The sequence below is a fragment of the Bombella sp. ESL0385 genome, from assembly GCF_009725755.1.
Classification (GTDB): Bacteria; Pseudomonadota; Alphaproteobacteria; order Acetobacterales; family Acetobacteraceae; genus Bombella; species Bombella pollinis.
The window spans coordinates 1,312,217-1,338,350 of record NZ_WNIJ01000001.1; the positions used below are offsets into that span (position 1 = coordinate 1,312,217).

Annotated in this window: 25 protein-coding genes, 4 tRNA genes and 3 rRNA genes; 4 read left to right on the forward strand and 28 right to left on the reverse strand. The window is 51.8% G+C overall.

Features of this window, described 5'->3' with window-relative positions:
• Positions 1-15 precede the first annotated feature (15 nt).
• From rplS to ffh, 5 genes are read right to left on the reverse strand one after another with little or no spacing between them, the layout of a single operon-like run.
• Entirely contained in the window at positions 16-393 is a 378-nt protein-coding gene (rplS, locus tag GM557_RS06105; RefSeq protein ID WP_155573379.1) for a 50S ribosomal protein L19, read from the reverse strand.
• Positions 394-417: 24 nt separating this feature from the next.
• A complete protein-coding gene (trmD, locus tag GM557_RS06110) occupies positions 418-1,122 on the reverse strand; it encodes a tRNA (guanosine(37)-N1)-methyltransferase TrmD (protein WP_155573380.1) in 705 nt (234 codons plus the stop codon).
• On the reverse strand, positions 1,119-1,661 hold the full coding sequence (rimM, locus tag GM557_RS06115) for a ribosome maturation factor RimM (protein ID WP_155573381.1): 543 nt from the start codon (positions 1,659-1,661) through the stop codon (positions 1,119-1,121). Before rimM ends, trmD begins: the two co-directional genes overlap by 4 nt.
• 22 nt (positions 1,662-1,683) lie before the next feature.
• The gene (rpsP, locus tag GM557_RS06120; protein ID WP_155573382.1) at positions 1,684-2,040 is read right to left on the reverse strand and encodes a 30S ribosomal protein S16; all 357 of its coding nucleotides are present in this window, start codon (positions 2,038-2,040) and stop codon (positions 1,684-1,686) included.
• A 53-nt stretch (positions 2,041-2,093) separates the two neighbouring features.
• Entirely contained in the window at positions 2,094-3,515 is a 1,422-nt protein-coding gene (gene ffh / locus GM557_RS06125; RefSeq protein WP_099027236.1) for a signal recognition particle protein, read from the reverse strand.
• A 207-nt stretch (positions 3,516-3,722) separates the two neighbouring features.
• On the opposite strand from ffh, the gene GM557_RS06130 reads away from it, so the two are divergent.
• The 3 genes from GM557_RS06130 (at position 3,723) to GM557_RS06140 (ending at position 6,456) form a co-directional block, all read left to right on the forward strand.
• Positions 3,723-4,493, forward strand: coding sequence for an NAD(P)H-dependent oxidoreductase (locus tag GM557_RS06130; RefSeq protein WP_155573549.1), 771 nt, complete (start codon positions 3,723-3,725; stop codon positions 4,491-4,493).
• A gap of 52 nt (positions 4,494-4,545) precedes the next feature.
• Positions 4,546-5,856, forward strand: coding sequence for a DUF2130 domain-containing protein (locus GM557_RS06135; RefSeq protein WP_155573383.1), 1,311 nt, complete (start codon positions 4,546-4,548; stop codon positions 5,854-5,856).
• 510 nt (positions 5,857-6,366) lie between these two features.
• A tRNA-Ser gene (locus GM557_RS06140) sits at positions 6,367-6,456 on the forward strand.
• A 160-nt stretch (positions 6,457-6,616) separates the two neighbouring features.
• Here the strand turns inward: GM557_RS06140 and GM557_RS06145 are convergent.
• From GM557_RS06145 to GM557_RS06190, 9 genes are all read right to left on the reverse strand, one after another.
• Positions 6,617-6,940: a type II toxin-antitoxin system PemK/MazF family toxin gene (locus tag GM557_RS06145; RefSeq protein WP_086431497.1), complete on the reverse strand. Its 324-nt coding sequence runs from the start codon at positions 6,938-6,940 to the stop codon at positions 6,617-6,619.
• Positions 6,937-7,161, reverse strand: a complete 225-nt coding sequence (locus GM557_RS06150) for an antitoxin MazE family protein (RefSeq protein WP_086431498.1) — start codon at positions 7,159-7,161, stop codon at positions 6,937-6,939. Before GM557_RS06150 ends, GM557_RS06145 begins: the two co-directional genes overlap by 4 nt.
• Before the next feature lie 764 nt (positions 7,162-7,925).
• Positions 7,926-9,251: a virulence-associated E family protein gene (locus tag GM557_RS06160; protein WP_155573385.1), complete on the reverse strand. Its 1,326-nt coding sequence runs from the start codon at positions 9,249-9,251 to the stop codon at positions 7,926-7,928.
• A complete protein-coding gene (locus GM557_RS06165) occupies positions 9,251-9,958 on the reverse strand; it encodes a toprim domain-containing protein (protein ID WP_155573386.1) in 708 nt (235 codons plus the stop codon). The genes GM557_RS06160 and GM557_RS06165 overlap by 1 nt, the downstream gene beginning before the upstream one ends.
• The gene (locus GM557_RS06170; protein ID WP_077395754.1) at positions 9,951-10,295 is read right to left on the reverse strand and encodes a hypothetical protein; all 345 of its coding nucleotides are present in this window, start codon (positions 10,293-10,295) and stop codon (positions 9,951-9,953) included. The genes GM557_RS06165 and GM557_RS06170 overlap by 8 nt, the downstream gene beginning before the upstream one ends.
• A 125-nt stretch (positions 10,296-10,420) precedes the next feature.
• Positions 10,421-10,627: a helix-turn-helix domain-containing protein gene (locus GM557_RS06175; RefSeq protein WP_077395756.1), complete on the reverse strand. Its 207-nt coding sequence runs from the start codon at positions 10,625-10,627 to the stop codon at positions 10,421-10,423.
• A gap of 236 nt (positions 10,628-10,863) precedes the next feature.
• Positions 10,864-12,099 (reverse strand): site-specific integrase, encoded by a 1,236-nt coding sequence (locus tag GM557_RS06180; protein ID WP_155573388.1) that lies wholly within the window; start codon positions 12,097-12,099, stop codon positions 10,864-10,866.
• A gap of 257 nt (positions 12,100-12,356) precedes the next feature.
• Positions 12,357-12,620: a hypothetical protein gene (locus tag GM557_RS06185; protein ID WP_099027240.1), complete on the reverse strand. Its 264-nt coding sequence runs from the start codon at positions 12,618-12,620 to the stop codon at positions 12,357-12,359.
• Positions 12,621-12,641: 21 nt separating this feature from the next.
• Positions 12,642-12,962, reverse strand: coding sequence for a hypothetical protein (locus GM557_RS06190; RefSeq protein ID WP_155573389.1), 321 nt, complete (start codon positions 12,960-12,962; stop codon positions 12,642-12,644).
• A gap of 82 nt (positions 12,963-13,044) precedes the next feature.
• Between GM557_RS06190 and GM557_RS06195 the strand changes: the two genes are divergently transcribed.
• On the forward strand, positions 13,045-13,614 hold the full coding sequence (locus GM557_RS06195) for a hydrolase (RefSeq protein WP_155573390.1): 570 nt from the start codon (positions 13,045-13,047) through the stop codon (positions 13,612-13,614).
• A gap of 78 nt (positions 13,615-13,692) precedes the next feature.
• Here the strand turns inward: GM557_RS06195 and GM557_RS06200 are convergent, their stop codons facing one another.
• The 14 genes from GM557_RS06200 to GM557_RS06265 all read right to left on the reverse strand — a co-directional run bounded on the left by GM557_RS06200 (position 13,693) and on the right by GM557_RS06265 (position 25,894).
• A complete protein-coding gene (locus tag GM557_RS06200) occupies positions 13,693-14,022 on the reverse strand; it encodes a hypothetical protein (protein ID WP_155573391.1) in 330 nt (109 codons plus the stop codon).
• Between the two features lie 69 nt (positions 14,023-14,091).
• The gene (locus tag GM557_RS06205; protein ID WP_099027272.1) at positions 14,092-14,649 is read right to left on the reverse strand and encodes a thioredoxin domain-containing protein; all 558 of its coding nucleotides are present in this window, start codon (positions 14,647-14,649) and stop codon (positions 14,092-14,094) included.
• Positions 14,650-14,770: 121 nt separating this feature from the next.
• The gene (locus GM557_RS06210) at positions 14,771-16,087 is read right to left on the reverse strand and encodes a DEAD/DEAH box helicase (protein WP_155573392.1); all 1,317 of its coding nucleotides are present in this window, start codon (positions 16,085-16,087) and stop codon (positions 14,771-14,773) included.
• A gap of 164 nt (positions 16,088-16,251) precedes the next feature.
• The gene (gene metW / locus GM557_RS06215) at positions 16,252-16,857 is read right to left on the reverse strand and encodes a methionine biosynthesis protein MetW (RefSeq protein ID WP_155573393.1); all 606 of its coding nucleotides are present in this window, start codon (positions 16,855-16,857) and stop codon (positions 16,252-16,254) included.
• Positions 16,847-18,007: a homoserine O-acetyltransferase gene (locus GM557_RS06220; RefSeq protein ID WP_266137491.1), complete on the reverse strand. Its 1,161-nt coding sequence runs from the start codon at positions 18,005-18,007 to the stop codon at positions 16,847-16,849. Before GM557_RS06220 ends, metW begins: the two co-directional genes overlap by 11 nt.
• Positions 18,008-18,112: 105 nt before the next feature.
• Positions 18,113-18,571: a hypothetical protein gene (locus GM557_RS06225; RefSeq protein ID WP_155573394.1), complete on the reverse strand. Its 459-nt coding sequence runs from the start codon at positions 18,569-18,571 to the stop codon at positions 18,113-18,115.
• Positions 18,572-18,950: 379 nt separating this feature from the next.
• Positions 18,951-19,550: an invasion associated locus B family protein gene (locus GM557_RS06230; protein WP_155573395.1), complete on the reverse strand. Its 600-nt coding sequence runs from the start codon at positions 19,548-19,550 to the stop codon at positions 18,951-18,953.
• Positions 19,551-20,245: 695 nt separating this feature from the next.
• Entirely contained in the window at positions 20,246-20,467 is a 222-nt protein-coding gene (locus GM557_RS06235; RefSeq protein WP_155573396.1) for a hypothetical protein, read from the reverse strand.
• Between the two features lie 302 nt (positions 20,468-20,769).
• Positions 20,770-20,846, reverse strand: a tRNA-Met gene (locus GM557_RS06240).
• Between the two features lie 39 nt (positions 20,847-20,885).
• Positions 20,886-21,000, reverse strand: a 5S ribosomal RNA gene (rrf, locus tag GM557_RS06245).
• An 83-nt stretch (positions 21,001-21,083) separates the two neighbouring features.
• A 23S ribosomal RNA gene (locus tag GM557_RS06250) occupies positions 21,084-23,820 on the reverse strand.
• Between the two features lie 312 nt (positions 23,821-24,132).
• Positions 24,133-24,208 (reverse strand) — tRNA-Ala (locus GM557_RS06255).
• A 10-nt stretch (positions 24,209-24,218) separates the two neighbouring features.
• Positions 24,219-24,295 (reverse strand) — tRNA-Ile (locus GM557_RS06260).
• A gap of 115 nt (positions 24,296-24,410) precedes the next feature.
• Positions 24,411-25,894 (reverse strand): 16S ribosomal RNA (locus GM557_RS06265).
• The 16S, 23S and 5S rRNA genes sit together here with 3 tRNA genes alongside, the layout of an rRNA operon.
• Between the last annotated feature and the right edge of the window lie 240 nt (positions 25,895-26,134).

Consider the following 26,134-nt stretch of genomic DNA (forward strand, 5'->3'; position numbering starts at 1 on the left):
ATGAGAGCTGAAGAATCAGCCCTCCTGCTTCACATCGCGTGGACGCTCGGCAATACGAGCGGACTTACCAGAGCGACCGCGCAGATAATATAGCTTCGCACGGCGCACCTTACCACGGCGCACTACTGTAATATCAGCAATCGCAGGGGAGAAAAGAGGAAAAACACGCTCCACCCCCTCACCATTGGAGACTTTACGCACCGTAAAGCTGCTGCCAAGGCCACGGTTAGAGCGGGCAATCACGACCCCCTCAAACACCTGAACACGTTCGCGTGTGCCTTCCACAACGCGCACACCAACGCGCACTGTATCCCCTGCGGCGAACTCTGGCACGCTACGGATAGCAGCGAGACGCTCCATTTCGCGCGCCTCATATTGCTGAATGATGTTCATACTCAAACTCCTGCAAAAACAAACTCAATCGTACTGAAAGCGTTCATACACAGCCCAGAGGTCTGGGCGGCGCGTCCGCGTTACAGCAATGGATTTCTCATCACGCCAACGGGCGATCTCCCCATGATTGCCAGATAGCAGAACCGGAGGAACCTCGCGCCCCTCCCAACATGCAGGCCGTGTATATTGAGGATATTCCAACAATCCAGCAGAGAAGCTTTCTTCCTCCCCACTTAATGCGGACCCCATCACACCCGGCAGAAGCCTCACACAACCATCCAAAAGGGCTAACGCTGGGATTTCTCCCCCTGAAAGGACAAAATCCCCCATGCAGACTTGCTCGACTGCATGTTTCTCCAGCACGCGCTCATCCACCCCTTCGAACCGTCCACAAAGAATGATAACCCCATCCCCCTGAACGTAACGTGCAATATCCTTCTGCCCTAGGCGATGCCCACGCGGTGTTGGATAAATCACCGGGCGGTTATCGCCTACCTGCTTTACACTGGTTAGGGCGTCATCCAGCACATCAGGCCGCATAACCATCCCTGCTCCCCCGCCAAAAGGCGCGTCATCCAAAGCTTTATGCACCCCCCGCCCAAAGGGGCGAAGGTCGTGCGTATGGCACGCCCATAAAGCTCGCTCTAACGCACGGCCTGCTAAAGAACAGCCTAGCGGGCCGGGGAACATCTCCGGGAAAAGGGTTAAGATATCAGCCTGCCATGTCATGAGCGGACTTCTACCTCACCAGCTAAATCCCCTTCTACCTCCACAGCCTCCGGCGGAACGATCACAAGGCGTTTTGCCTTTATGTCTAGCTCCGGCACGCACGCCATGGTGAAAGGAATCAACTGCCCTGTTTCCAGCTCTAAGCTTGTGCCTGCCCCATAATCATGGACATTCACAACACGCCCAACTGCTTCCCCAGAGGTGAGAGAGGCCTCCATACCGATGAGATCAATATGGTAGAACTCATCCTCATCTGCCTCTGGCAATGCCTCACGCGCTGCATAGAGCTTACGATTCACCAGCTTTTCTGCCGCTGTACGGTCCGGTAATGGCTGGCCATCCTGCCCTAGAATGGCCGCTATGCCCGGTGCCTTCCAGCGTATATGCCACATAGCCCCTGTCTCATCATGCAGAGGGCCAAGTGCCTCCACAGTTTCGGGATGCTCTGTGGCAGGATGCAGGCGCACAAGGCCCCTTACACCATGCGGGCGGCCAATTGTGGCCACCAAAACATCCTGATGTGACGAAGATTGTGACAAGAGGAAATCTCCCGCTTAGGCCTTACTCGGCCTCGGCTGCCTTAGCGGCCTCAGCAGCGGCAGCAGCACGCTCTTGGGCTTTCTTCTTCGGTGCAGATTTCTTCGGCTGCTCATGGAAGGTCGGCTTCGGAGCCAACCCTGCATGACCGAGGAAACGTGCCACACGGTCGGTCGCTTGCGCGCCCTTCTCCAGCCAATGCTTAATGCGCTCGTCATTAAGACGGACACGCTCGGCATGGTCGGAAGGAAGCATCGGGTTATAAGCCCCGACCTTCTCTACAAAACGGCCATCACGCGGGCTACGGCTGTCGGCCACCACAATGTGATAGTACGGACGCTTCTTCGCCCCTGCGCGGGATAGACGAATCTTCAGGCTCATAATAACTCCTGCCTTATCAAAACATTACAAAAAACACACAGCCAAGCAGACACTTAGCCAAAAGGTGGTCGGCCAGCTGGACCGCCCATCCCCTTGAGCATATCACCTAGGCCACCAGCACCCCCCATGCCACGCATCAACCCTGCTAAGCCGCCCATTTTACTAAGCCGCTTCATCATCGTGGCCATCTCGCTAAATTGCTTTAATAGCCGGTTGACCTCTGGCACGCTCGTCCCAGAGCCAAGAGCGATACGCTTCTTACGTGACGCCTTGATAATCTCCGGGTTTTTGCGCTCCTGCACTGTCATGGAGGAAATAATCGCCTTGTGCCGGTTGAAGATGGAGGTATCCAAATCCTTCCCCGCGAGCTTATCCTTCAGCTTGCCCATCCCCGGCAACATACCAAGAATACCAGAGATAGACCCAAGGCGGTTAATTTGATTGATCTGTGAGACGTAATCATTCAGATCAAACTTGCCGGCGAGCATCCGCTTGGCAACACGCTCACCTTCTTCCTGATCAAGCTGCTCGGACGCTTTTTCCACCAGCCCGGCGACATCGCCTAAACCGAGGATACGCCCTGCAACACGCTCAGGATGAAACTCTTCCAGAGCGTCCATCTTCTCACCAGAGCCGGTGAATTTGATGGGCTCCCCTGTCACGGCCTTCATGGAGAGGGCGGCACCACCACGGGCATCACCATCCATACGGCTCATAATCACGCCTGTTAGCCCGACCTGCTCCTTAAAGGATTGGGCGGTATTAACGGCATCTTGCCCGGTCATGGCATCTACAACCAGCAGCGTTTCCACCGGTTTTGCCACGTCACGGACCTGACGGACCTCATCCATCAAGGCTTCATCAATCGCCAGACGCCCTGCGGTATCTAAAATAACGACATCAAAGCCTTCACGACGGCCAGCCTCTAGCGCGCGGCGGGCAATATCAACCGGCCCTTGCCCCTGCTCTATCGGCAATGAGGTGACTAACCCCTCCGTCCGTCCCCCCACTTGCTCAGCAATTTGCTGAAGCTGCAACTGCGCGGCGGGACGCTGCACGTCCAAGCTCGCCAGCAGCACCTTTTTACGCTCCCGGCTAGCAAGGCGCAAAGCCAGCTTACCGGCGGTCGTGGTTTTACCCGCCCCCTGCAAACCAACCAAAAGATACGGAATCGGTGCCGGGGCAGAGAGGTTAAGCGGAACAGCCCCCGCCCCGCCCAGAGCCTCAATCAACGCATCATTGACAATCTTCGCCACAGCCTGACCGGGGGAGACGCCATCCAGCACCTCACCACCAACAGCGCGCTCCTTTACCTTGCTGACAAAGCTGCGCACCACAGGCAGGGCGACATCGGCCTCCAGCATGGCCAAGCGAACCTCGCGCATGGCCTCGGTGACGTCACCCTCCGAAAGCTTCCCCCCACGGGAGAGACCCTCAAAGACCTTCGACATTCTGCCAGAGAGCTGCTCGAACACGATCTATCCTTAATTCCATGACAAATGCGCCACTGCGCGAACCCTCGCGGAGTGACGTGTCCGTAAACTTTTTATGCCTTTACGACCTCTACCGCCCTCCGTCAAGCATTTCCCACTCTGCCCTACCTTCTGTTGCCTCTCTTGCAGCAGAAGCGTAGCCTAAGTGGGCCTCTTTATATGATGATCGGACTCACAAAGGGTTACAGCATGAATATTCTCATCGTCCTCGCCCATCCTGAACGCCAATCCCTCAATGGGGCTTTGGTTGATATTGCCGCACGAGAACTCGGCTCCCTCGGCCATGAAGTGCGTCTATCCGACCTTTATCGCATGGAGTGGAAAGCCACGGTTGATCGTGCTGACTTCCCCCATCAAACAACGGGCGAGCCTTTTAATGTCGCAGCCTCCTCTGCCCAAGCTTATAAGAGTGGAGAACTGACCGAAGATGTTAAAGAGGAGCAAGAAAAGCTCCTCTGGGCTGATGCGGTTATCTTCCAATTCCCCCTCTGGTGGTTTTCTGCTCCGGCTATTTTAAAGGGATGGATTGAGCGCGTCTTTTCTGCTGGCTTTGCATATGGCACAGGCAAAAGCTACGGCGATGGAAGCATGAAGGGCAAACGCGCCATGCTCAGCGTGACAATCGGCGGGACAGAACATGACTACGCCGCCCGCGGCATTTGCGGCCCTATTGAGGACCTCCTCTTCCCGCTCACCCATGGCACGCTCTTTTATACGGGCTTTGCTACCTTGCCGTCCTTCCTCGTCTATAACGCCGACCGGCTAGAAGATTATGGCGAAGGCTTCCCGGCTGTTGTTGACCGCTTCCGGGATCGTCTCGCCACGTTAGAAACCACGCCGCCTATTGCGTTCCGCTCCGCAGCGAGTGGGGATTACGACCCTAAAACGCGGGAGCTTCGTCCCGGTTTGGAAGAGGCTCATGCGCATGGCTTTAACCTCCATATCAAAAAGCTATCCTAATCCCGCTCTCACACGCGTTCTCTAACCCTCTCCCCCTTCTGAAAGCTGCTCCATGACCGCACATAACATTACTTGCCCGCACTGCCATGAGACGTTCTCGCTTGATAATGCAGGCTATGCTGACATTGTTAAACAAGTGCGCGATAAGGAGTTCTCCAAGGCCCTGCATGAAAAGTTGGAAGCTGCTGCCCAGGAGGAACGTCTTGTTGCCGAGCGCGCTAAGCTGGCCTCCGAGCGTGAGATGAATCAGGCCCTTCATGAGCGTGATGCGAAAATACAAGCCCTTAAAAGCCAGCTTGAGCGACATGAAGCCGACCAGCAAGCTGCCGCCCGCCTCGCTGAAGCAGAAAAGAAGGCCCAGCTACAAGAGGCTGTGCAAGCTAAGGAGCGGGAAATCCATGCCCTCCAAGCCAAGCTATCAGCAAGCAAAACAGAGCAGGAGCTTGCTATTACGAAGGCGGTGGACGCGATTCAGAAGGAACGTGACACCCTACAAAACACCTTAAGTGAAGCTGAACTCAAAAGCCGCCTCGCCACCACGCAACTAAAAGAGCGTTACGAGTTGCAGCTAAAGGACCGTGACGACCACATCGAGCGACTAAAGGACATGAAGGCCCGTCTCTCCACCAAAATGGTTGGGGAAACGTTGGAGCAGCATTGCGAGGTGGAGTTTAACCGCTCCCGCGCTATGGCCTTCCCGCGCGCGTATTTTGAGAAAGATAATGACGCGCGCTCTGGCAGTAAGGGCGATTACATCTTCCGCGATATGGATGAAAGCGGAACGGAAATCCTCTCCATCATGTTTGAGATGAAGAACGAAAATGACAGCACAGCCACCAAAAAGAAGAATGAAGATTTCCTCAAAGAGTTAGACAAAGACCGCACGGAGAAGAAATGCGAATATGCCGTGCTGGTCTCCCTGCTAGAGCCAGAAAATGAGCTATATAACACAGGCATTGTGGATGTCTCACATCGCTACCCGAAGATGTACATCATCCGCCCGCAATTCTTCCTTCCCATTATCTCCCTCCTTCGCAATGCGTCCACCAATGCACTAACCTATAAGAGAGAGCTAGAACTCACACGCCAGCAAAGCATTGATGTCACCAATTTTGAGGAGAAGCTGGAGACATTTAAAAACGGCTTCTCCCGCAATTACGACCTCGCCCATAAGCAGTTTAACAAAGCGATTGAGGAGATTGATAAATCCATCTCCCACCTTCAGAAAATCAAAGAAAACCTGCTGAGTTCGGGCAACAACCTCCGTCTTGCCAATGACAAAGCCCAAGACGTCACCATCAAAAAACTCACACGCGGCAATGCAACAATGAAGGCGCAATTTGCGGCTCTGAAGGGAGAGTGATGGGTTTCATGAAGAAAGTAGAATATTTCATACGTTGACCTCTTTCATGGAAGGAGCTATCTTTATTCCATGGTAAAAGAACTGGTGAGCTGCAACTCACCAGTTCTATGCCTCCATACCACAGATACGGAGATTATCATGAAGTATGATGCACCGCACTCTAACATAAAAAACTGGTTACATACCAGTCTTTTCATACTAACTACCGTTCTCCCTCTTCTCATCAACCACCCCGCGGATGAGAAGCAGATCGATATTTCTGCAGTAATCGCGATATCCATCCAAAAAATGTAATCACTTTTTAGCCGTTCCTAAGTTCCTCGCCTTTGCGGGGATGAACCGATAGTCGAATATTTCATCGGTTCTATGGAAGAACGTTCCTCGCCCTCGCGGGGATATACGGAAAAAGCCACTCTATAACGGGGTGGCTTTTTCTTTACCCTTTATACCCCCATACCGCGAACACCGCTTGACGCTATTCGCGTGAGACAGTATCAACAGCCGCAGATTGGATGGGTGTCCGAGTGGTTTAAGGAACTGGTCTTGAAAACCAGCGTGCGTGGAAGCGTACCGTGGGTTCGAATCCCACCCCATCCGCCACGAGTACCTCAAAAAATGGCAGTTTCCTGCGCCTTTTGGGGTAAACCTCTTTTCCAGTCCTTACTTTAGACCATACTTCATGCAAACGCATGACAGTTTCCGATTCTGTCCCTGAAGCGTAACCGCCTCCCACATGTGAGAGCACCACGCGGGAAATGCCCTAAGCCATTCCCAGAAATACAGCCAACAGACGCGTAATCTCCACCATCTGATAATCATGAAGCCGCCCAAACGCAGGGCCTACTTTCCCGCGCTGTATGGTCGATGGCTTATCAATCATGATGCTGGACATCTTCTTCAGACCATTAACGCCATCTGGCTCTACTGTCAGCCGCAACAAGGGGGCGTCCTGTATGGTGCTTGTTACGGGCAAAATAACGACACTGGCCGTCTCATGGTAGCTGTCTGCCTGAATAATTAGAGCTGGACGAGGCTTGCCAAGGTCTCCCTGCAAGGCAACCGTGACCAGATCGCCCCGCCTCATTCCCAGCCCTCAATCTGGGCAGCGGCTAGCTCAGAGAAAGCCAGATCATCGCCCTGCTTTTCATCGCAAGCCCGTATCAACCGCGCTTGTCGCGATGCTTCGCGGGTGAAATCAGGACGCCTTGTATCAGGCACCCAAAGTTGAACAGGGCGCATACCGGCCCGCTTCATCACTTCCCGATGCTTGCGGACACGTTCATGACTTCTGGTTGTCGATGCCATAGCTTCCTCCCGTTACATGTAACAATAGAGGGGAAAGACCGCCTTTTACAAGGCCGTGAATCTATCCGCTTATCTGGACAGAATGGACACGTCCACACACGCGCAAGACCAGCCCGCCTTTTGATTGTTGATGATTTTTTATCAAGTGGCAGTGCCTACATCCGACAAAACCAACAGGCTCATGCACGCTCTGAGATGGGGCATTTAAACAGTACACGCGCGCAAGGGCAGAACGCCGGGCATCACATCACGATCAAAAAATAAGTTGGAATAAGTTCATCATATGCTTGGGTGAACAGTACGTGCGCGCACGCGCCTGCAATAAAACAGTAAGAAAGGCAAGACCTAAAATAGGACGGTTAGGGCCTTACAACGAGGAACCAAACTGAAACACTATCAAAACGCTCTTAATATATCTTTGTTTGAATCTAATTCAGAGAGGTTAGGCCAGTTGGGCCAGACAGACAAAAAGGCAGTTTTCTGCTGGCTGTAGCCCTGGCCCAACGTTGGGCCATAGTTGGGCCAACGATATGCAAATATTAAAAGGTTAGACCAGTTAGGCCAATGTTAGGCCAGCTATAAGCTAGCTTTCTCTAGGGCTGTCCTAACTGGCCTAACCGGCCTAACCTTTTTAGGTAAAATATATAAAAAAATAATCAGTTACAGAAAATTAATATTAAGGCAGCATAATAAATGCACAAAAAAAAGGACAGAACGAAGGATCGCCCTGCCCTTTAGCGGCTTGGAAGATGTGATGCTATCTTTCAGCCCGTAACCATATGGTTGAATTGCCAGACATAGAAGCGTCCTTTGCCTGTCCGTTGCCGCTGTTTCTCACCCCCTAAATTACGCAGGATATTAGAAACTCTCATTTCCATTGCACGGGTCATAGGCAACGAAAGCGCTCTGATGATGCTGGCTACCGTAAAGCCTCCTTTACCGTCTGCATCGGGCAGGGTATCGCCCTCGATGAGGTTAATGACAGATTCTTCCAGAATGTCGCTGACCATGCTTTCCCGTCTGATTTGTTCAATTTCTTCTTTCAGGTATGAGGGCTCACAAGTCTCAAAGGCGGGGTCATAACAAAAAAGCTGGTAAGCCTCTGCCCAAAGCTGGTCCCTGTTTTCTGCCAGCCAGCCAAAGTCAAGGCAGTGTGAGCCTATATTGATAGGCATGAAGCGGCGGTTACCTGTTCCGTCTGTCAGAAACTCTTCCTCATTGGTCGTGCCAATAAAGACGCATCGGCGTGGATAAGTCTGCAATGTACGCCCATAGCTAGGACGATACTTATCTACCATAGCACTCAGAAAGGCTTTGATAGCCTCATTCTCTGAACGCCTTAGAGACGTTAATTCCGATAGCTCTACCCCCCAAACGCCTTGCAGTTCCTGCTTGGCGTCCTTGTCTGCCAGATTGGCGGGCAAGCCTTCTTTGTTCCACTCTCCAAAGAGAATAGCAGAGAAAGTGCTTTTCCCGTTTCCCTGTCCGCCTATCAGAACGGGCAGCCAGTCGAACTTGTAGGGCTTATGCCCTGTAGCCAGAGCCCGGCCAATGGCTGCCACCATCCAGCGCCTGCCAATCTCTTGCAGGTAAGCTGTATTCTCCAAAGAGAAAGAACGCGCCCATAAGCTGGAAAGACGTTCTGTGCTATCCCACTGCAAGCCCTCCAGATAAGCCCTGATGGGGTTGTAGGTGTGATGGTTGGCACTCACCATCACAAGGGCTTCCAGCGTGTCCTTGTTAGCCTTCAGGCCAAAGCGGCGCATCCACGCACCGAGTAGCTGGACATGGTACTTTTCTAGCAGGATGGGAAAACTGCCCGCATGGGCAACGGGCAGAGAAACAGATGAGAGCTGTGGCAGCGCTTTGGTGATGACGTATTGCAGTGTCAGTTCATTAAAGCGAAAGACACCCTGTAAGTCTGGATGACGGTTTATGGTGTGCTCTAGGGCCTGTTCGTTTGTTAGCTCTTGATTGGCAACTTTGCGCATGAGCTCTGCCATAAAGCTATCATCTGGAAGGTATCCAGCGCTTAGAGCCTCTTCGATTATGGCACCGGCCTGCACTAAATCATCAGGCAAATCAGCCATTATGCCGCCCTCCCTGTTACTTGCTTCTGTTCAGGGACTGGCAGGGCATCGGCAATATCCCACCCTTTAGGAAAATAATCAGGCCAACGGATAAGCTGAACCTTCCAGGCGCCTGCCTGTCTGGCTAGCTCTGCCACGGTATGAGCATAGGTCTGCCCGGCGCTGTCATTGTCAGGGGCTATCAGTACCTCTCTGCCTGCCAGCGGGCTCCAGTCGCTTTTGTGTGCCCCTTCTGCCCCACCGGATGATGTTGTCACAGCATAGCCCTGCCAGCTTGCCGCAAGAGCGGCTTTATTGGCGGCTTTCTCTCCCTCGACAACCAGAACAGGCGCACCCGCTTTTCCAAGCAGGTCAGGGAGATTGTACAGCATCCGCGGCGGTGGCGGTGCCCGGAAATGCCAGCGTGGCAGGTCTTCCCCTTCTAGCTTGCCATATGTCAGCCAGCCAAACTGCTTGCGGGCATTGGGAGGATCGTAGCGGAAGGTGGCAAAGCCTGTTAGGCCGTCACCATCATCATAGCAATAAAACCCCGTAACAGGCGCCCGCTTATACGTCCTAGGATGCGGTATAGCTGCACTATGCTCTAAAGACACCGGAACGGGCGTAAAGTTCATAGACGGCTTTCTATGAGCGTCTAAGCAACTACCACCCACTAACCGGTGGCCGTGTTTTTCTTCATCAGTGAGTGGACGGAATATGTCAGTCATGACCTGACACCTCCATCCCCATCATCCGGGCAAGATTGCGTGCCCCTTCCAGCTTACTGCCTCCAGAGAGAGCGGCGGCTAGATCAATCAGATCACCTTTCCATCCGGTGGCAAAGTCTGCCCCAATACCCTTACGGATGTTGAACTTGAAGGAACCGACATGCCTGTCAGCCCGTAAGGGAGAAAGGGCTACATATTCGCCACTTTTGACATACCCGCCGGGCGCAAGCCGGGACAATATCGCTAGGGTATGAGCTGGCAGGGCAGTTCTTACCCCCTGAAACAGACCCTTATTTTTGTTTGCGCTAAGGCACGCTTGCCGTATATGCTTCCGCATAGGCACTTCCTTTTAAATCTTTGTGTGGGTGCCCATTTGCCGAAACGATATTTACTTGGCGGTATAACTGTTCCGGCAAATAGAGCAAGAGGCCGCTGCTGGTTAGTTCTGGCAGCGGTTTCTTTTTATGACCTGTTATATTTTCCCCGTGTCTCCATCTTGGGGCAAGAGGCAAAGAAGTTCTTTGCATCCTCTAGGGAAATACGGGTCACACGGCCAATCTTGCGGGCCTCAATCTTCCCATCTGCAATCATGCGATACAGGGTAGCAGCGCTCACGCTGTACATTTCACAGAACTGCTTAGGGGAAAGATATGTAGGGAGTTGATGCATCAAGCCTTCTGCCTTTCTTGCTGTAAGTTGCAAAATGATTATTTCCCGCCCATCTCGAAAGTTCAAGGCTTGTTTTTAATCCCGTACTGTGTCTCGGAAGAATATGTGACCTACAGTCACATGTGCAGGTGTGCACATAACCTGCACAGATCGCCTTTTGTAACATTTTATGTTACGTAATATTTTACGCAATCCAGAGTGGAACGGGTCAGTATTTAACCTTCCATGTGTGACCATCACACATTTACTTTGAAAGATAGTCTTTCAGCCCACGCCTCCATCAATGCCCGGCGCTTAGCGAACATATCCCCCCGGCGATAGGCCCGCTCGACTGTACTACCTACCGTATGAGCAAGGGCTAGTTCTGCCGCTGTAGCGTCATACTCTGTTTCTTCTGCCACCCAATCCCGAAACGTGGACCGCATCCCGTGGACGGTCGCTTTCCTATCCCCTGTCAGGGGGTATGCAGCGTTCTTGAGAGCCTTACTTAAAGCCACATCAGAAAGAGCCGCACCTTTGTTATTGGGGAAAACCAAAGCATCCATGCGCCCATCATACAGAGGCTTCGCTAATTCCAGCACTGACATAGCCGCACGGGAAAGAGGCACACGGTGCTCCTTGCCAGCTTTCATACGGTGCGCCGGGATCGTCCATACGGCTTCCGTTAGGTTAATTTCCTGCCAGCGGGCCCCACGCACCTCTCCAGAACGGCAAACCGTAAAGGCACAGAAACGAACAGCCAGAGCGCCAACACTTCCCACGTGCTCAAGGTGTTTGATGGCCTGCCCCAATAGCTCAACTGTCAGGGCATAATGTGGCTGCTTACGATCCCGTATCAGCTTAGCTGGTTCTGGCAGGATATGAGCAAGGGGGCCGTTCCATCGGGCCGGATTGTCACCTTCCCGCCACTGTAGGGCAGTTGCATAATCTAAGACCTGTTCTATGCGGTTACGGATGCGCCGGGCCGTTTCCGTTTTGCTTTCCCAAATGGGAAGCAGAACGGCTAACACATCATTCTGTGAAATGGCCGTAACGGGCTTTTGGCCTATAATCGGGAAGGCGTATTGCTCTAGCGTGTTGAGAAATGCAGAGGGGCCTTTAGGGTCTCTCCATTTTACTTTTTGACGCTGAAGATAAGCCTGCACGGCATAGGCAAATGTCTGACCCACCCGGCGCAAATGCTCTGCTTGTTCGCTTTGCCGTTCTTCCAGCGGGTCCACACCATCGGCAATGAGCTTCCGGGCATGAAAGGCCTTCTGCCTAGCTTCCCGCAAACTGCATATTTCAAATGAGCCGATACCCATTTCTCTGATACGGCCTGTAGCCGGGCTTTTGTAACGAATGTTCCAGAAACGATGAACAAGATCACCTTTCACCCGGATACGGATATACAGATTCCCACCATCGCTATGATTCCCCTCTGGTAGCGATTGAATGGCTTTGTCTGTCAGCTTGTATAAACGCCGGGCCATGTATCCTTAACATCCCATTCTCTGTCCTTCCTTCACTCTTGCGCTATAGAGGGGAAAAATGAAAGAGAGAGAAAAGGACTATTCTCGTAACTGGCTGTTTTCAGGGATTTTTTTTAATTTAAGGAAAAAGAAAGGATCAGAGGTTAGGAGTTCACCCCATCCGCCACGAGCCATGTAAGGTCGTCCTTACAAAGACGGCTCATCTCCCTATAATAGAAGACGAGCCGTTGCGTTTTGTAAGGGGAGTCGGCACGTTTTCAGCCGCGATGGTCGTACTGGGCGCGCTCTCCAAGCTTGGTGATCTGTGCGGCCTCTAGCCCTTCTGGGTTATGCTGAGCCTTTTTAGCAATCTCGCGCTCTGCCTCTGTCGCATGCTCACCAGTTTTGAGAACGTGATGAGCAAGCTCCAACACTTCATCCTTTGTAAGCAGTTTTGGCGAATGAATTGCCTTGCGGGCGAGCTCATGCAGAGAGCTGCTAGCATGGGGGGCTTTATGCTCATGTGATGATGTATGTGGCATATCCCTAACCTTTCTTTCCTCTCACTTAAGACGCTTCATCGCCTCTCCTTCACGGTGGGGCCTATGCTGCCATGGCACAAGCGCAGCCCTTGCAAGACTGATATGCCCCCGCTGGTCATTCTCAGATAAGCCAGAATCGTCATTATGTGAATCTACCGTCCCTGCGTAATGGCCTATGCCATTTTGCACGCTGCTCATTACCTCCAAATGTGCCTCGGGATCAGCACTGCCCTCATAGCGTATCGTATGGGCCCGCGCGAAACTCGGCATCCCTATCGCGCCCAACCATCCTATCACCAGCAGAAGACCAATATAGTGCATCTCATCCTCCATAAGGCTCATGGCCCCTTCTTTTCATAGCTTTCTCTTGCTGCGCCTCCTCAACATGAATTACCACTTAACCCTTCGTAATTAGGAGCCCTCTATGCCACATACGCTTGACCCTCACCGCACAGCCCTTATCCTCATTGACCTCCAAGAAGGCATTGTCTCCCTGCCCACAGCACCACGCAGCGGGGCTGAAGTCGTAGCTGCGAGCAAGATAGTCGCAGAGCGTTTCCGCCACGCTGGAGCAGTGGTTGTGCTGGTTAATGTCGCCTTTGCTGCTGATGGAAAAGATGCTCTATCCGCCCCTGTCGATAAGCCTTTGCATGACCCCAATACATCTCTACCCGCTCATTGGGCGGAACTCGTCCCCGATTTGGCACGGGAGGGAGACCTCCGCGTTACAAAACATCAATGGGGCGCGTTTTATGGAACCGATTTAGACCTCCAACTACGCCGGCGAGGGATAAACACTATCGTACTGGGCGGAATCGCTACCAATATGGGCGTGGAATCCACTGCCCGCGCCGCGCATGAACATGGCTATCACGTCATTATCCTAGAGGACCTCACCGCGGGGCTGGATGAGGAGATGCATCATTTTGCTTTCCAACGGCTTTTCCCGCATCTGGCGCGCATTCGCCAAAGCAATGAGATTCAATTTCCCTAGGCTTCATCCTGGCACATAAAAAACAGCCTTCCTCACATCTTGAAGAAGGCTGCCACGCACTATGAATCAGCATAAAGGTCAGTGAGGCAGGCGATGAAACAGAATCAAAGCACCTGCCTTCCGGTCTGCGTCAGACAGTGGGGCATCCCCATCAGTCCCATCCCGCTCTATGCTTCCAAGATAGCTGCCATCCCCTCCCCTTATGGTTCCATCCCTCTCGATATTCCCAGCATAGCTACCACCGGGCCCCCGTATAACGCTGATTTGCTGTACATGCCCCAAAGGCACGGACTGACCATCATATGCGCCAGCAACACCCGGCATACCAGCAACACCCAGCCACCTCATCACCACTAAAATACCGGTGTAATTCATCACAAACCGCCTTAAATGAAAAATCTTTTCCATATGCCTCACTACACCGTATCTCGTGGCAACTGCGTTACAACGCCATGAAGACGCCGTAACCATGCTAGCTCACTTCAAAAGAGCCGCCCATTCCTCCACCGATTGCCCGCTTTGGAAACGCTCATCCAACGTGCCATTCAGCATAAAACTTGGTGAGACATGAATCTTATTGTGCCGCGCATAACGTGTATGGGCTTTAATAGCCTCCGTCACGCTTGCTAGACGGAACGGCACCGCAAGATTAAGCCGCGTATAGACCTCTAGCCGCTCTAACAATTCTTCCGGCGTGGTGTGCATATTCGCGCCCTCATAATGATGAGCGAACTCGAACTCCTCACGATGATCCCCCACACTCCGCAACGTTTGCCACGCTTTATCGCGCCCCTCTGGCAATGCAGCCGCAGCCAAAATGCAGCGCGTCACCACGCCAGAGAAGAGATGCCACGGTTGGGAATGGAGATAAATATGCAGTGTCATAGCCTCCTCCCCTACATGGGCTAAGAGGGGCATTAACTTACGTGAGGCCCGCACACAAAAGGGGCATGTTGGCTCTAAAAAGACCTCTAATTTTTTCGGCCCATGGCCCCAGATAAGCTCTGCGGGTTTATGCGTCTCTTGTGCTGGCATAATCTGATGCTCCTTAGCTTTACCCCTATGACCTCCCCCTAACGTAGGGTGCACCCCCATAGCAAAACAGCCCCGCATAAAACGGGGCTGCCACGCATAACACACATAACCACAAAGCTTTTTAGGACGACCGCCGCCCGCGTGAACGCCCTGCCCCACCACGACCAGAGGAGGATGGACGGGTAGACGCCGCCCGTGGGCTGCGACCACGGCCCCCACCGGATGGGCCACCACGGCCACGACCACCGCGCCCACGGCCTCCCCCTAAAACAGGCGGCGGCAATGTGGAGTTCTGCGCGTCATCAGAATGGTAAGGATGGTCCGTAATCACAGGCACAGCCTTGCTGATGCGCTTCTCAATCTCTTTTAACCATGCACGCTGCTCTGCCTCACAAAGGGATACAGCCCAACCCTCACGACCGGCACGCGCTGTACGGCCAATGCGATGGACGTAAGCCTCTGGCACATTCGGCAAATCGTAATTAAAGACGTGAGAAACCTCATCCACATCAATACCGCGCGCGGCAATATCTGTGGCGACTAACACGCGGACACTCCCATCCCGAAAGCCTTGCATGGCACGCTCACGTGCCCCTTGGGACTTATTGCCATGAATCGCCGCTGCGGGAATCCCATGCTTACTGAGATATTCTGCCACTTTATTGGCTTCATGCTTCATCAGCGTAAAGACAACAGCCCGCACGACACGGTCATTATTGACCAACATCATCAAAGCTTCTTTCTTTTGAGCTGAATCGACAAATAGAACCGCCTGACGAATACGATCCACCGTGCTGGATTCCGGCGTGACTTGCACCGTCTCGGGCTCATGCAGCAAAGAATGCGCTAAGTCACGAATAGAGGCTGGCATAGTCGCGGAGAAAAGGAGCGTCTGTCGTTTTTCTGGCAAGCGCGCTACAACCTTACGAATATCATGCACAAAGCCCATATCCAACATACGGTCTGCTTCATCCAGCACGACAATCTCCGGTGTGGAGAGGTCGATATGGCCTTGCCCTACAAGGTCCAACAAACGCCCCGGGGCAGCGATGAGGACATCTACGCCGCGTTTCATCGCTTCGACCTGACGATTCTGCCCAACACCACCAAAAATCACAGCGTAAGAGAACTTCATATGCCGCGCATAGGCCGCAAAATTATCGCCTATCTGCGCCACTAGCTCCCGCGTGGGGGCCAGCACCAACACACGCGCCCCGCGCGGGGTCGCTTTGCGAGGCGTCTCCAATAAATAATGCAAAATCGGCAAAGCAAATGCTGCCGTTTTGCCCGTCCCCGTCTGCGCAAGACCCAAAAGGTCCTTCCCCTTTAACAGATGAGGGATCGCCCCTGCTTGGATTGGCGTTGGCGTCTTATAGCCCTCCTCATCCAAGGCTTGCAAAATGGGGGCCGCCAAACCGAGCGCGCGAAAACTGCTCATGATGTTTCCTCAAAAAACCGGCGTTATTCCAGCATCCATCTGGCAACACCACATAAAACGAACGCCTAAAACACTTCCTTAAAGAAGGCTTATCTCGTCTCTTTCTAAATAGGACTATTTTTGTCTTATAACAAGAGAAAAATCACATCCCGCTCTATCAATCCTTATCGCGCCTGTTTTTGCAGTAAAAACAACGCTTGCTCCCCGAACATATTCGCCAAATGGGGCGATTGCTCGGCCAAGCGCGACCGCTTATCCCCATTCACAACCATCCAATTCCGCACCACATAACCGTCCTCAGCACATAAGGCGAAGAAGTCATAAATCGTACAAGGATGAATGTTAGATGTCTCATACCATGGGGTTGGCCAAACCGATGTCATAGGCATACGCCCTGTACGCATTAAATGCCAGCGTAAACGCCAATGCCCAAAATTGGGGAAGGAAACCAAAGCCGCTCGCCCAATCCGCAACATATGGTGCAAAACCTCACGCGGACGCTCCACCGCTTGGAGGGTGCGCTGTAGGACAACATAATCAAATGTATCTTCTGGATAATCCGCCAAAACTTCATCAGCATCCCCGTGCATAACGGGCAAACCATGCGCAACAGATTGGGTCACGGCCTTCATATCCAGCTCCAAGCCTTGGGCGTCACAGCCTTTTTGGCGGGAGAGATAATCAATCAAACTGCCATCCCCGCTCCCAATATCCAGCACCCGACTCTGCGGTGCGACCATAGTCGCAATCAATTCTTGATCAAACCGCATGATCATCCCTCCCCGCTGGTAAGCCCGCATGACGCGCCGCGCCGTTTAAAAAACCGCGCACTGTGCGATCAAAATCCGGCTCTTCTAACAGAAAGGCATCATGGCCACGGTCGCTCTCAATCTCCACAAAAGAGACATGTCCCCCTGCCTGATTAATCGCCCGCGTCAGCATTCTTGATTGTGCCGTGGGAAACAGCCAATCCGAGCTGAAGGACACAACACAAAAACGCGTCCGCACCTGCTGAAAAGCTGCCGCTAGATTACCCCCATGCTCGCTGCCGAGATCGAAGAAGTCCATCGCACGAGAAATTGTTAGATAAGAATGTGCATCAAACCGCCGTGTGAAATTAGAGCCTTGATATTGCAGATAACTTTCGACCTGAAACATCCCCCCAAAAGGTAACGCTGCTAAAGGCGAATTGGGGGCGGGCATCGTTCCCGGCCGTATCTCCCTCCCAAACTTCCGCGTTAGAGCTTCTTCTGAGAGATAAGTAATATGCCCCACCATACGCGCTACAGCCAAACCGCGCGCTGGGATAACATCATGGGCTTGATAATCCCCCCCATGCCAATCAGGGTCACTATAAATCGCCTGCCGACTGACCTCATTAAACGCAATATTCTGCGCCGATTGAAAGGGAGAGGTCGCAATCGGCATAGCTGCAAAAACACGCTCAGCGTAATCTGTAGCCCATGTGAGGGTTTGCATCCCCCCCATCGATCCTCCAATAACGGCAAATAATTGCTCAATGCCGAAGTGATCAATCACCTTCACCTGAGCTGCCACAATGTCGTGCATTGTGATGGGAGGAAAATCCTTCCCCCATGGCTTACCCGTCCCCGCCCGCATAGTCGTGGGGCCGGTCGTCCCCATGCAGCCCCCTAAGACATTGGCACAGATGACAAAAAAACGCTCTGTATCAATCGGCAAGCCGGGGCCAACCATACGCGACCACCAGCCCGGCTTCCCCGTAACAGGGTGCGGGCTGGCGACAAACTGGTCTCCCGTAAAAGCATGGCAAATGACAATCGCATTATCCCGCTTTGGCGAGAGTGTACCATAAGTCTGATAGGCCACCTCCAGCGGAGCGATGACCTCCCCACATTGGAGAGACATCCCTTCTGGGAAGATAATGGACTGAACTTCCACTTTAGGCTCCAGCCGTTTGTGACAAAGAACCCGTATAGAAACACCGCCATCAATTTGGATTCAAGACAGAATGAACAATCTTATCCAATTTCAGGAGGATATTTATTATTCAGCGGCTTCCATCATCGCTGGATAATTATCTTGCGCCAGGGCTGGCATTGGCATTTTTATCATGCTTTCCTCCGCCCTCTCCCGCGTAGGCAACCAATATCCATACGCCGCTAAAGCCTGACCAAGATGCATCAACGCCTCCCCTAATGACGTATGAAGAACCTGCTCCTCCGGTGCATTTTGCATCGCTGCAAGGAGGTCAAGCAGATGAGACTCCGTTGCAGAATATTCCAAAGCGGCTGTGGCGCAAACAGCATGGAGGAACAAGGACTGAAACCGCTCCTGCAAACGCTCCGCCTCTTGTCCTACCAGCCCTGCTAAAGACTTAGAACGCCGCCAGCACCGCGGTCCTAATAAATAACGCAACGCCCATAAGGCTGTTTGCTCCTCCCGCACCAATGTGGCCATGGGCATAGCATAAGTACCATGCTGTTCTGCGATTTGGACGGTCATGGGGCCTCTCCCTCTTTGCGACTTGCTTCAAGAGTGACGTTAGATGAGAACTCTTATCACTTGCAACAAGAAGATAACACTTTACCCCTTACTCTCCCCAGAGGCAGGCTAAAAAAGTGAGAAAATAGCCAATTATGGGAGTTATTAAAGTTTTTTATAAGAGCGCGAATCAGATGAATGAGACACCATATCATGTGATAAATGAGAAAAATTACTACTATATATAGTCCTATTTTAAGGCTCCCATCGCCTTTATCAGCTTGGCAGCCCCCAGATTCTAACCAACAATGAAAGAGCCCGAATCAAATTGCCCCTGTCCAAAATGTCGGAACAGGGGCAACCAAACCTCTATAAGAGAAGAACCTTCCCTTGAGTTATTTTACTGACGGAAAGGCGACTTTTGAATCCAACTATCCAGTTGATGCAAAGCAGCATTAGAGCCATCAAGCGCAAAATTGATGGTCAGCGTACCGCCTCCAACTTTGTCTGCTATGATGTGGCCTGTCTTCCCCACCCTTAACCGCGTAACCTGGTCTGCTGACAAATCAAGCGAAGCCATGCAGCCCGCCGTAGCGCAAGATTGCCACGACAATTTGATAGGAGGATTGTCGTCCAAAACAACACGTACATCCGTCTTTAAAGAAAGAGTAAGCGGCACCATAACCGTCAACCGCCACGGACGGCGTGTAAGTGGCGTTGTGGTAACATTCTCCGTTGCGCGCGCCAAAATAACCGCACCCAATGCCTCGGTTTTTCCCTTATCACCCTGCACTGTTAAGGCTTGCTGGGCTAAACATACTTGAGGACCTTGTGAAAGATTATCCGCAGGAAACACACAACGATACGTCCATGCTGCCGCTGATCCAGAAATAACAACCGGCGTCGCCTGTGTCCCATCAGCCGCCCAAGAAGAAGCAGAAGACGCTATCGCCCCTGTTGCGACACAAAACGCTAGGAACATTCCTCGTTTGATATTCATTACCCTCTCCCCGCGAAACTACGAATTTGCACTCGCTTACATATGAGTGACATAATGACTTACTAAAGGATTAAAATCAAAACTGAAAGAACATAAAATCAAAAAAATCTCATTTTTCATTTCATCCCAATATAGATTAATATAAATATTTTGAAGTCTATAATTTAGATTATTATGTATAGATATATTTAATTTTTTAATATTGGATTTTCTCCAAACAAATATGAATATTCTACAAAATAAACACCCAAATTAATATCAATTTAAGAATAATTAACTAAAGAATAATAAAATCTATCTTCATTTTTTACAACACAAAAACATCTCTTTCATTATCTAAATCTTAACTCCCCAAAGCTTCCTTTCACCGTGGAAATATATTCACCAAGAATCTTCCTTGCCTTGACACCATTCTGTCACAGAATCAACACAGTCATTGCATTGGTTAAGTTAGTCGATTTTTACAATGAAGTAGGTATCTCTTTCACAAAGAGATATTTTATCCGCTCCTAACACGTTAACTATAATCTGATTAAAATTACTATTCCAATAATCATTAAAAATGTATAGTAAGTCAATTCGTAAGATACTCGATAATATATCAAAAATAATTATAGTCTACTTATAAGTACATTCATTTGATAAACACTTATAAAGAAAGTCAACTGACTAACGTATCAAGACAGACAACCCTTTTAAATACTTCCCTGCATCATTAGGCTTTGCTGCATCAAACAGAATTGCGGCCCCGCTGCCGGATTAGTCGGGGGAAATAGACAACGATACCCCCATTCTCCTGCGGTACCGGACATCACCATCGGAGAGGTCTTGGCCCCATCACTAGCCGCCGCTGTCGCTACCGCACCAGCAGGTGCCGCATAAGTAGGGAGCGTATTAAAAGCTAACCCCCATACCATGCTTCCCAAAAACAAGAGAAAAAAGCTACAGCTAGGCTTTTTCATCTCGATTTTCATCGCATTCTGGTACATCCGTTATCCCACTTAACGCTTGACGCAAATTTGAGAGACGTCATCTACCAGAAAAGTTAATTAAATAATAATTAAAATGCACGTTGATGTAACTATTCCTACCAAAGTGATTAGCGGCATGGTGCTAATGTCGGCTTAGGTTTTTGGGATAAGCTTATCACAGAGGCAAGGCTATGTTTTAGTGGTGTGTAGGTTTAGGGATTTATCTGGGATTTGTGTGTGGTATTTATTGGATGCGGGGGTAGGATTTGAACCTACGACCTTCAGGTTATGAGCCTGACGAGCTACCGGGCTGCTCCACCCCGCGGTAGTGGGTGGTTTAAGTATGGAGTGGGTGAGCGAGGGGACCTGGCGGCGACCGACTTTTCCGCTTCTTAAGAAGCAGTATCATAGGCGCTGGAGGCTTTAACGGCCGAGTTCGGGATGGGATCGGGTATGGATCCTCCGCCATAGCCACCAGGTCTTCCCGCTCACCCTTTAGGTGATTGGGGTGTGGTTGGTGTTTTTTGGTGAGTGTGACTGATTACTGTGCATGTGTTTTAGGTGTGTGAGAGATATGGGCGATTAGGATCAGTTAGCTACACATGTTACCATGCTTATACACCTGACCTATTGACGTCCTGGTCTTGGACGGCCCTGTGAGACCTAGTTTTGAGGCTGGTTTCCCGCTTAGATGCTTTCAGCGGTTATCCATTCCGAACTTAGCTACCCGGCTGTGCCGCTGGCGCGACAACCGGTGCACCAGAGGTTCGTTCATCCCGGTCCTCTCGTACTAGGGACAAATCCTCTCAAGTCTCTTACACCCACGGCAGATAGGGACCGAACTGTCTCACGACGTTCTAAACCCAGCTCACGTACCACTTTAATCGGCGAACAGCCGAACCCTTGGGACCTGCTCCAGCCCCAGGATGTGATGAGCCGACATCGAGGTGCCAAACCTCCCCGTCGATGTGGACTCTTGGGGGAGATCAGCCTGTTATCCCTAGAGTACCTTTTATCCGTTGAGCGATGGCCCATCCACGCGGGACCACCGGATCACTATGGCCGACTTTCGTCTCTGCTTGAGCTGTCACTCTCGCAGTCAGGCGGGCTTATGCCATTGCACTCGACAGCCGGTTTCCGACCGGCCTGAGCCCACCATCGCGCGCCTCCGTTATTCTTTGGGAGGCGACCGCCCCAGTCAAACTGCCCACCATACAGGGTCCCGGACCAGGCTGACTGGTCTCGGTTAGATATCAGAAAAGTTCAGGGTGGTATTTCAAGGATGGCTCCACCGGAGCTGGCGCCCTGGTTTCAAAGCCTCCCACCTATCCTACACAAAACTTTCCTGATACCACTGTAAAGCTGCAGTAAAGGTTCATAGGGTCTTTCCGTCTGACCGCGGGTACCCCGCATCTTCACGGGGAATTCAATTTCGCTGAGCCGATGCTGGAGACAGCGGGGAAGTCGTTACGCCATTCGTGCAGGTCGGAACTTACCCGACAAGGAATTTCGCTACCTTAGGACCGTTATAGTTACGGCCGCCGTTTACCGGGGCTTCGATTTGACGCTTGCACATCTCCTCTTAACCTTCCGGCACCGGGCAGGCGTCAGACCCTATACGTCATCTTTCGATTTCGCAGAGTCCTGTGTTTTTACTAAACAGTCGCTACCCCCTGGTCTGTGCCACCCGCTAATGGTTACCCACTAACGGGTCTCGTTTCTTCCGAAGTTACACGAGCAATTTGCCTAGTTCCTTCAGCATCGTTCTCTCAAGCGCCTTGGTATACTCTACCAGTCCACCTGTGTCGGTTTCGGGTACGGTCTATATGCTAGAGCTATTTCCTGGAACGGTCCAAAAGCCAGCTCAATCCGTTAAGAGCTGACAACATATCTCGTTCGTCACTTCTAGCAGGCTTAGGACTATTAACCTAATTCCCATCGACTACGGCTTTCGCCCTCGCCTTAGGGGCCGGCTCACCCTGCGTGGATTAACCTTGCGCAGGAACCCTTGGACTTTCGGCGACAGTGTTTCTCGCACTGTTTGTCGCTACTCATGTCAGCATTCGCACTTCTGATACCTCCAGAGAGGGTCACCCCGTCTCCTTCGCAGGCTTACAGAACGCTCCGCTACCGCGCATAGTAATCTATGCACCCACAGCTTCGGCACGTGGCTTGAGCCCCGTTACATTTTCGGCGCAGGGTTTCTATTAGACCAGTGAGCTATTACGCTTTCTTTAAAGGATGGCTGCTTCTAAGCCAACCTCCTGGTTGTTTTGGAATCCCCACATCCTTTCCCACTTAGCCACGATTTAGGGGCCTTAGCTGGTGGTCTGGGCTGTTTCCCTCTCGACAATGGACCTTAGCACCCACTGTCTGTCTGCCGCACTTATACTCCTCGGTATTCGGAGTTTGGTTAGGTGTGGTAAGGCTTTGGGCCCCCCTAGCCCATCCAGTGCTCTACCCCCGAGGGTAATATGCGACGATCTACCTCAATAGATTTCGCGGAGAACCAGCTATCTCCGAGTTTGATTGGCCTTTCACCCCTAGCCACAGCTCATCCCCGACTTTTTCAACAGGCGTGGGTTCGGCCCTCCAGTGCGTGTTACCGCACCTTCAGCCTGGCCATGGCTAGATCACTCGGTTTCGGGTCTTCTACCAGTAACTTAGTCGCCCTATTCAGACTCGCTTTCGCTACGCCTACACCTATCGGCTTAAGCTCGCTACGGACAGAAACTCGCTGACCCATTATACAAAAGGTACGCCGTCACCCCATAAGAGGCTCCGACTGCTTGTAGGCACCTGGTTTCAGGTCTCTTTCACTCCCCTTATCGGGGTGCTTTTCACCTTTCCCTCACGGTACTGGTTCACTATCGGTCACCAGAGAGTATTTAGGCTTGGAAGGTGGTCCTCCCATGTTCAGACAGGGTTTCTCGTGCCCCGCCCTACTCAAGGCCTTTATAAGACATTACGCATAAGGGACTATCACCCACTATGGTCAGACTTTCCAGACTGTTCTGCTTGTTCTTACAAAGACACTGGCCTGTTCCGCGTTCGCTCGCCACTACTAGCAGAATCTCTGTTGATGTCTTTTCCTCCGGGTACTTAGATGTTTCAGTTCCCCGGGTTCGCCTCATACACCTATCTATTCAGTGTATGATCCTCTTACGAGGGGGTTGCCCCATTCGGAAATCCACGGATAAATGCTTACTCACAACTCCCCGTGGCTTATCGCAGTGTGTCACGTCCTTCTTCGCCTTCTGGTGCCAAGGCATCCACCAAGTGCCCTTCTCATTCTCACACCACATGCACAGTAACCAGTCACACAGTGACCAACTGTAATTTCTCACATTCAGACACTATAATGACAGTTCCGGACATATAATGTCAGTCACTTCATTCTCGCCATCTGAATACCCCCTGCAATGTTCCGTAGGAGACAAGGAAACATCCCCTACCAAAGGTCAGACAACCCATTGCAGAATACGCAGATAGCGCACCAACCGATTCACACCTCAAAGACCAGATACTCCTTCTAAATAGCAACACATCGCTACTTAAAAGAAGAACTCTTTCCTCTTTCCTCTACTCTCTTCCTAGTCCCACCAAATATGTGGTGGAGGCAGACGGGTTCGAACCGACGACCCCCTGCTTGCAAAGCAGGTGCTCTCCCAGCTGAGCTATGCCCCCAGCATCCTGGTGGTGGGCCAGGGAGGACTTGAACCTCCGACCCCACGCTTATCAAGCGTGTGCTCTAACCAACTGAGCTACTAGCCCAGGAAAAGTAAAGGAAGGGATATGCTGACGGCGCTTTCCGTCTCTATAACGCCTACGCTCTAAACATAGGTCTTTTTATTCAAAAAGCTTTCCAACTCGTCAGAAAACTTCCTTGAAAGGAGGTGATCCAGCCGCAGGTTCCCCTACGGCTACCTTGTTACGACTTCACCCCAGTCGCTGACCCGACCGTGGTCGGCTGCGTCCTTGCGGTTCGCTCACCGGCTTAAGGTCAAACCAACTCCCATGGTGTGACGGGCGGTGTGTACAAGGCCCGGGAACGTATTCACCGCGGCATGCTGATCCGCGATTACTAGCGATTCCACCTTCATGCACTCGAGTTGCAGAGTACAATCCGAACTGAGACGGCTTTTGGAGATCAGCACAATGTCACCATCTAGCTTCCCTCTGTCACCGCCATTGTAGCACGTGTGTAGCCCAGGACATAAGGGCCATGAGGACTTGACGTCATCCCCACCTTCCTCCGGCTTGTCACCGGCAGTCTCTCTAGAGTGCCCACCCAAACATGCTGGCAACTAAAGACAAGGGTTGCGCTCGTTGCGGGACTTAACCCAACATCTCACGACACGAGCTGACGACAGCCATGCAGCACCTGTGCGGGAGGTCCGAAGAAATAGCCATCTCTGACTACAGCCTCCCCATGCAAGCCCTGGTAAGGTTCTGCGCGTTGCTTCGAATTAAACCACATGCTCCACCGCTTGTGCGGGCCCCCGTCAATTCCTTTGAGTTTCAACCTTGCGGCCGTACTCCCCAGGCGGTGTGCTTAACGCGTTAGCTCCGACACTGAATGATAAAATCACCCAACATCCAGCACACATCGTTTACAGCGTGGACTACCAGGGTATCTAATCCTGTTCGCTCCCCACGCTTTCGCGCCTCAGCGTCAGTTCCGAGCCAGGTTGCCGCCTTCGCAACCGGTGTTCTTCCCAATATCTACGAATTTCACCTCTACACTGGGAATTCCACAACCCTCTCTCGGACTCTAGTCTGCACGTATCAAATGCAGTTCCCAGGTTAAGCCCGGGGATTTCACATCTGACTGTACAAACAGCCTACGCGCCCTTTACGCCCAGTCATTCCGAGCAACGCTAGCCCCCTTCGTATTACCGCGGCTGCTGGCACGAAGTTAGCCGGGGCTTCTTCTCTAGGTACCGTCATCATCTTCCCTAGTGAAAGTGCTTTACAATCCGAAGACCTTCTTCACACACGCGGCATTGCTGGATCAGGGTTCCCCCCATTGTCCAATATTCCCCACTGCTGCCTCCCGTAGGAGTCTGGGCCGTGTCTCAGTCCCAGTGTGGCTGATCATCCTCTCAAACCAGCTATCGATCATCGCCTTGGTCAGCCTTTACCTAACCAACTAGCTAATCGAACGCAGGCCCCTCCAATGGCAGATTGCTCCTTTGGCCCTCAGGCTTCATGCGGTATTAGCACCAGTTTCCCAATGTTATCCCCCACCCCTGGATAGGTTCCTACGCGTTACTCACCCGTCCGCCACTAACCCCAAAAGGTCCGTGCGACTTGCATGTGTTAAGCATGCCGCCAGCGTTCGCTCTGAGCCAGGATCAAACTCTCAGGTTCAATCCAGACCAACAGAATCAACATCTAGCTTAATTCAACGCTCAAACTTAAAGTCAGATACATCAACAGCTAAACTTCTATCAGCCTTAACCAACAAAAAACGCCGCCAACATATCCCTTCCAGTCTCTACTTATTAACCAATATTCAATTCTCAATGACCACCCAAACAACCCCAGAACTCCCGCCCCAGCGCCGCCGGTAGAGCGCCTTATACCCACACCACAAAACCCACGCAACCC

Coding starts and splice junctions, on each gene's coding strand:
- rplS (WP_155573379.1), bottom strand. CDS start 393: ATGAACATCATTCAGCAATATGAGGCGCGCGAAATGGAGCGTCTCGCT.
- trmD (WP_155573380.1), bottom strand. CDS start 1,122: ATGACATGGCAGGCTGATATCTTAACCCTTTTCCCGGAGATGTTCCCC.
- rpsP (WP_155573382.1), bottom strand. CDS start 2,040: ATGAGCCTGAAGATTCGTCTATCCCGCGCAGGGGCGAAGAAGCGTCCG.
- GM557_RS06130 (WP_155573549.1), top strand. CDS start 3,723: ATGAATATTCTCATCGTCCTCGCCCATCCTGAACGCCAATCCCTCAAT.
- GM557_RS06135 (WP_155573383.1), top strand. CDS start 4,546: ATGACCGCACATAACATTACTTGCCCGCACTGCCATGAGACGTTCTCG.
- GM557_RS06145 (WP_086431497.1), bottom strand. CDS start 6,940: ATGAGGCGGGGCGATCTGGTCACGGTTGCCTTGCAGGGAGACCTTGGC.
- GM557_RS06150 (WP_086431498.1), bottom strand. CDS start 7,161: ATGGCATCGACAACCAGAAGTCATGAACGTGTCCGCAAGCATCGGGAA.
- GM557_RS06160 (WP_155573385.1), bottom strand. CDS start 9,251: ATGGCTGATTTGCCTGATGATTTAGTGCAGGCCGGTGCCATAATCGAA.
- GM557_RS06165 (WP_155573386.1), bottom strand. CDS start 9,958: ATGACTGACATATTCCGTCCACTCACTGATGAAGAAAAACACGGCCAC.
- GM557_RS06170 (WP_077395754.1), bottom strand. CDS start 10,295: ATGCGGAAGCATATACGGCAAGCGTGCCTTAGCGCAAACAAAAATAAG.
- GM557_RS06175 (WP_077395756.1), bottom strand. CDS start 10,627: ATGCATCAACTCCCTACATATCTTTCCCCTAAGCAGTTCTGTGAAATG.
- GM557_RS06180 (WP_155573388.1), bottom strand. CDS start 12,099: ATGGCCCGGCGTTTATACAAGCTGACAGACAAAGCCATTCAATCGCTA.
- GM557_RS06185 (WP_099027240.1), bottom strand. CDS start 12,620: ATGCCACATACATCATCACATGAGCATAAAGCCCCCCATGCTAGCAGC.
- GM557_RS06190 (WP_155573389.1), bottom strand. CDS start 12,962: ATGAGCCTTATGGAGGATGAGATGCACTATATTGGTCTTCTGCTGGTG.
- GM557_RS06195 (WP_155573390.1), top strand. CDS start 13,045: ATGCCACATACGCTTGACCCTCACCGCACAGCCCTTATCCTCATTGAC.
- GM557_RS06200 (WP_155573391.1), bottom strand. CDS start 14,022: ATGGAAAAGATTTTTCATTTAAGGCGGTTTGTGATGAATTACACCGGT.
- GM557_RS06205 (WP_099027272.1), bottom strand. CDS start 14,649: ATGCCAGCACAAGAGACGCATAAACCCGCAGAGCTTATCTGGGGCCAT.
- GM557_RS06210 (WP_155573392.1), bottom strand. CDS start 16,087: ATGAGCAGTTTTCGCGCGCTCGGTTTGGCGGCCCCCATTTTGCAAGCC.
- metW (WP_155573393.1), bottom strand. CDS start 16,857: ATGCGGTTTGATCAAGAATTGATTGCGACTATGGTCGCACCGCAGAGT.
- GM557_RS06225 (WP_155573394.1), bottom strand. CDS start 18,571: ATGACCGTCCAAATCGCAGAACAGCATGGTACTTATGCTATGCCCATG.
- GM557_RS06230 (WP_155573395.1), bottom strand. CDS start 19,550: ATGAATATCAAACGAGGAATGTTCCTAGCGTTTTGTGTCGCAACAGGG.
- GM557_RS06235 (WP_155573396.1), bottom strand. CDS start 20,467: ATGGTATGGGGGTTAGCTTTTAATACGCTCCCTACTTATGCGGCACCT.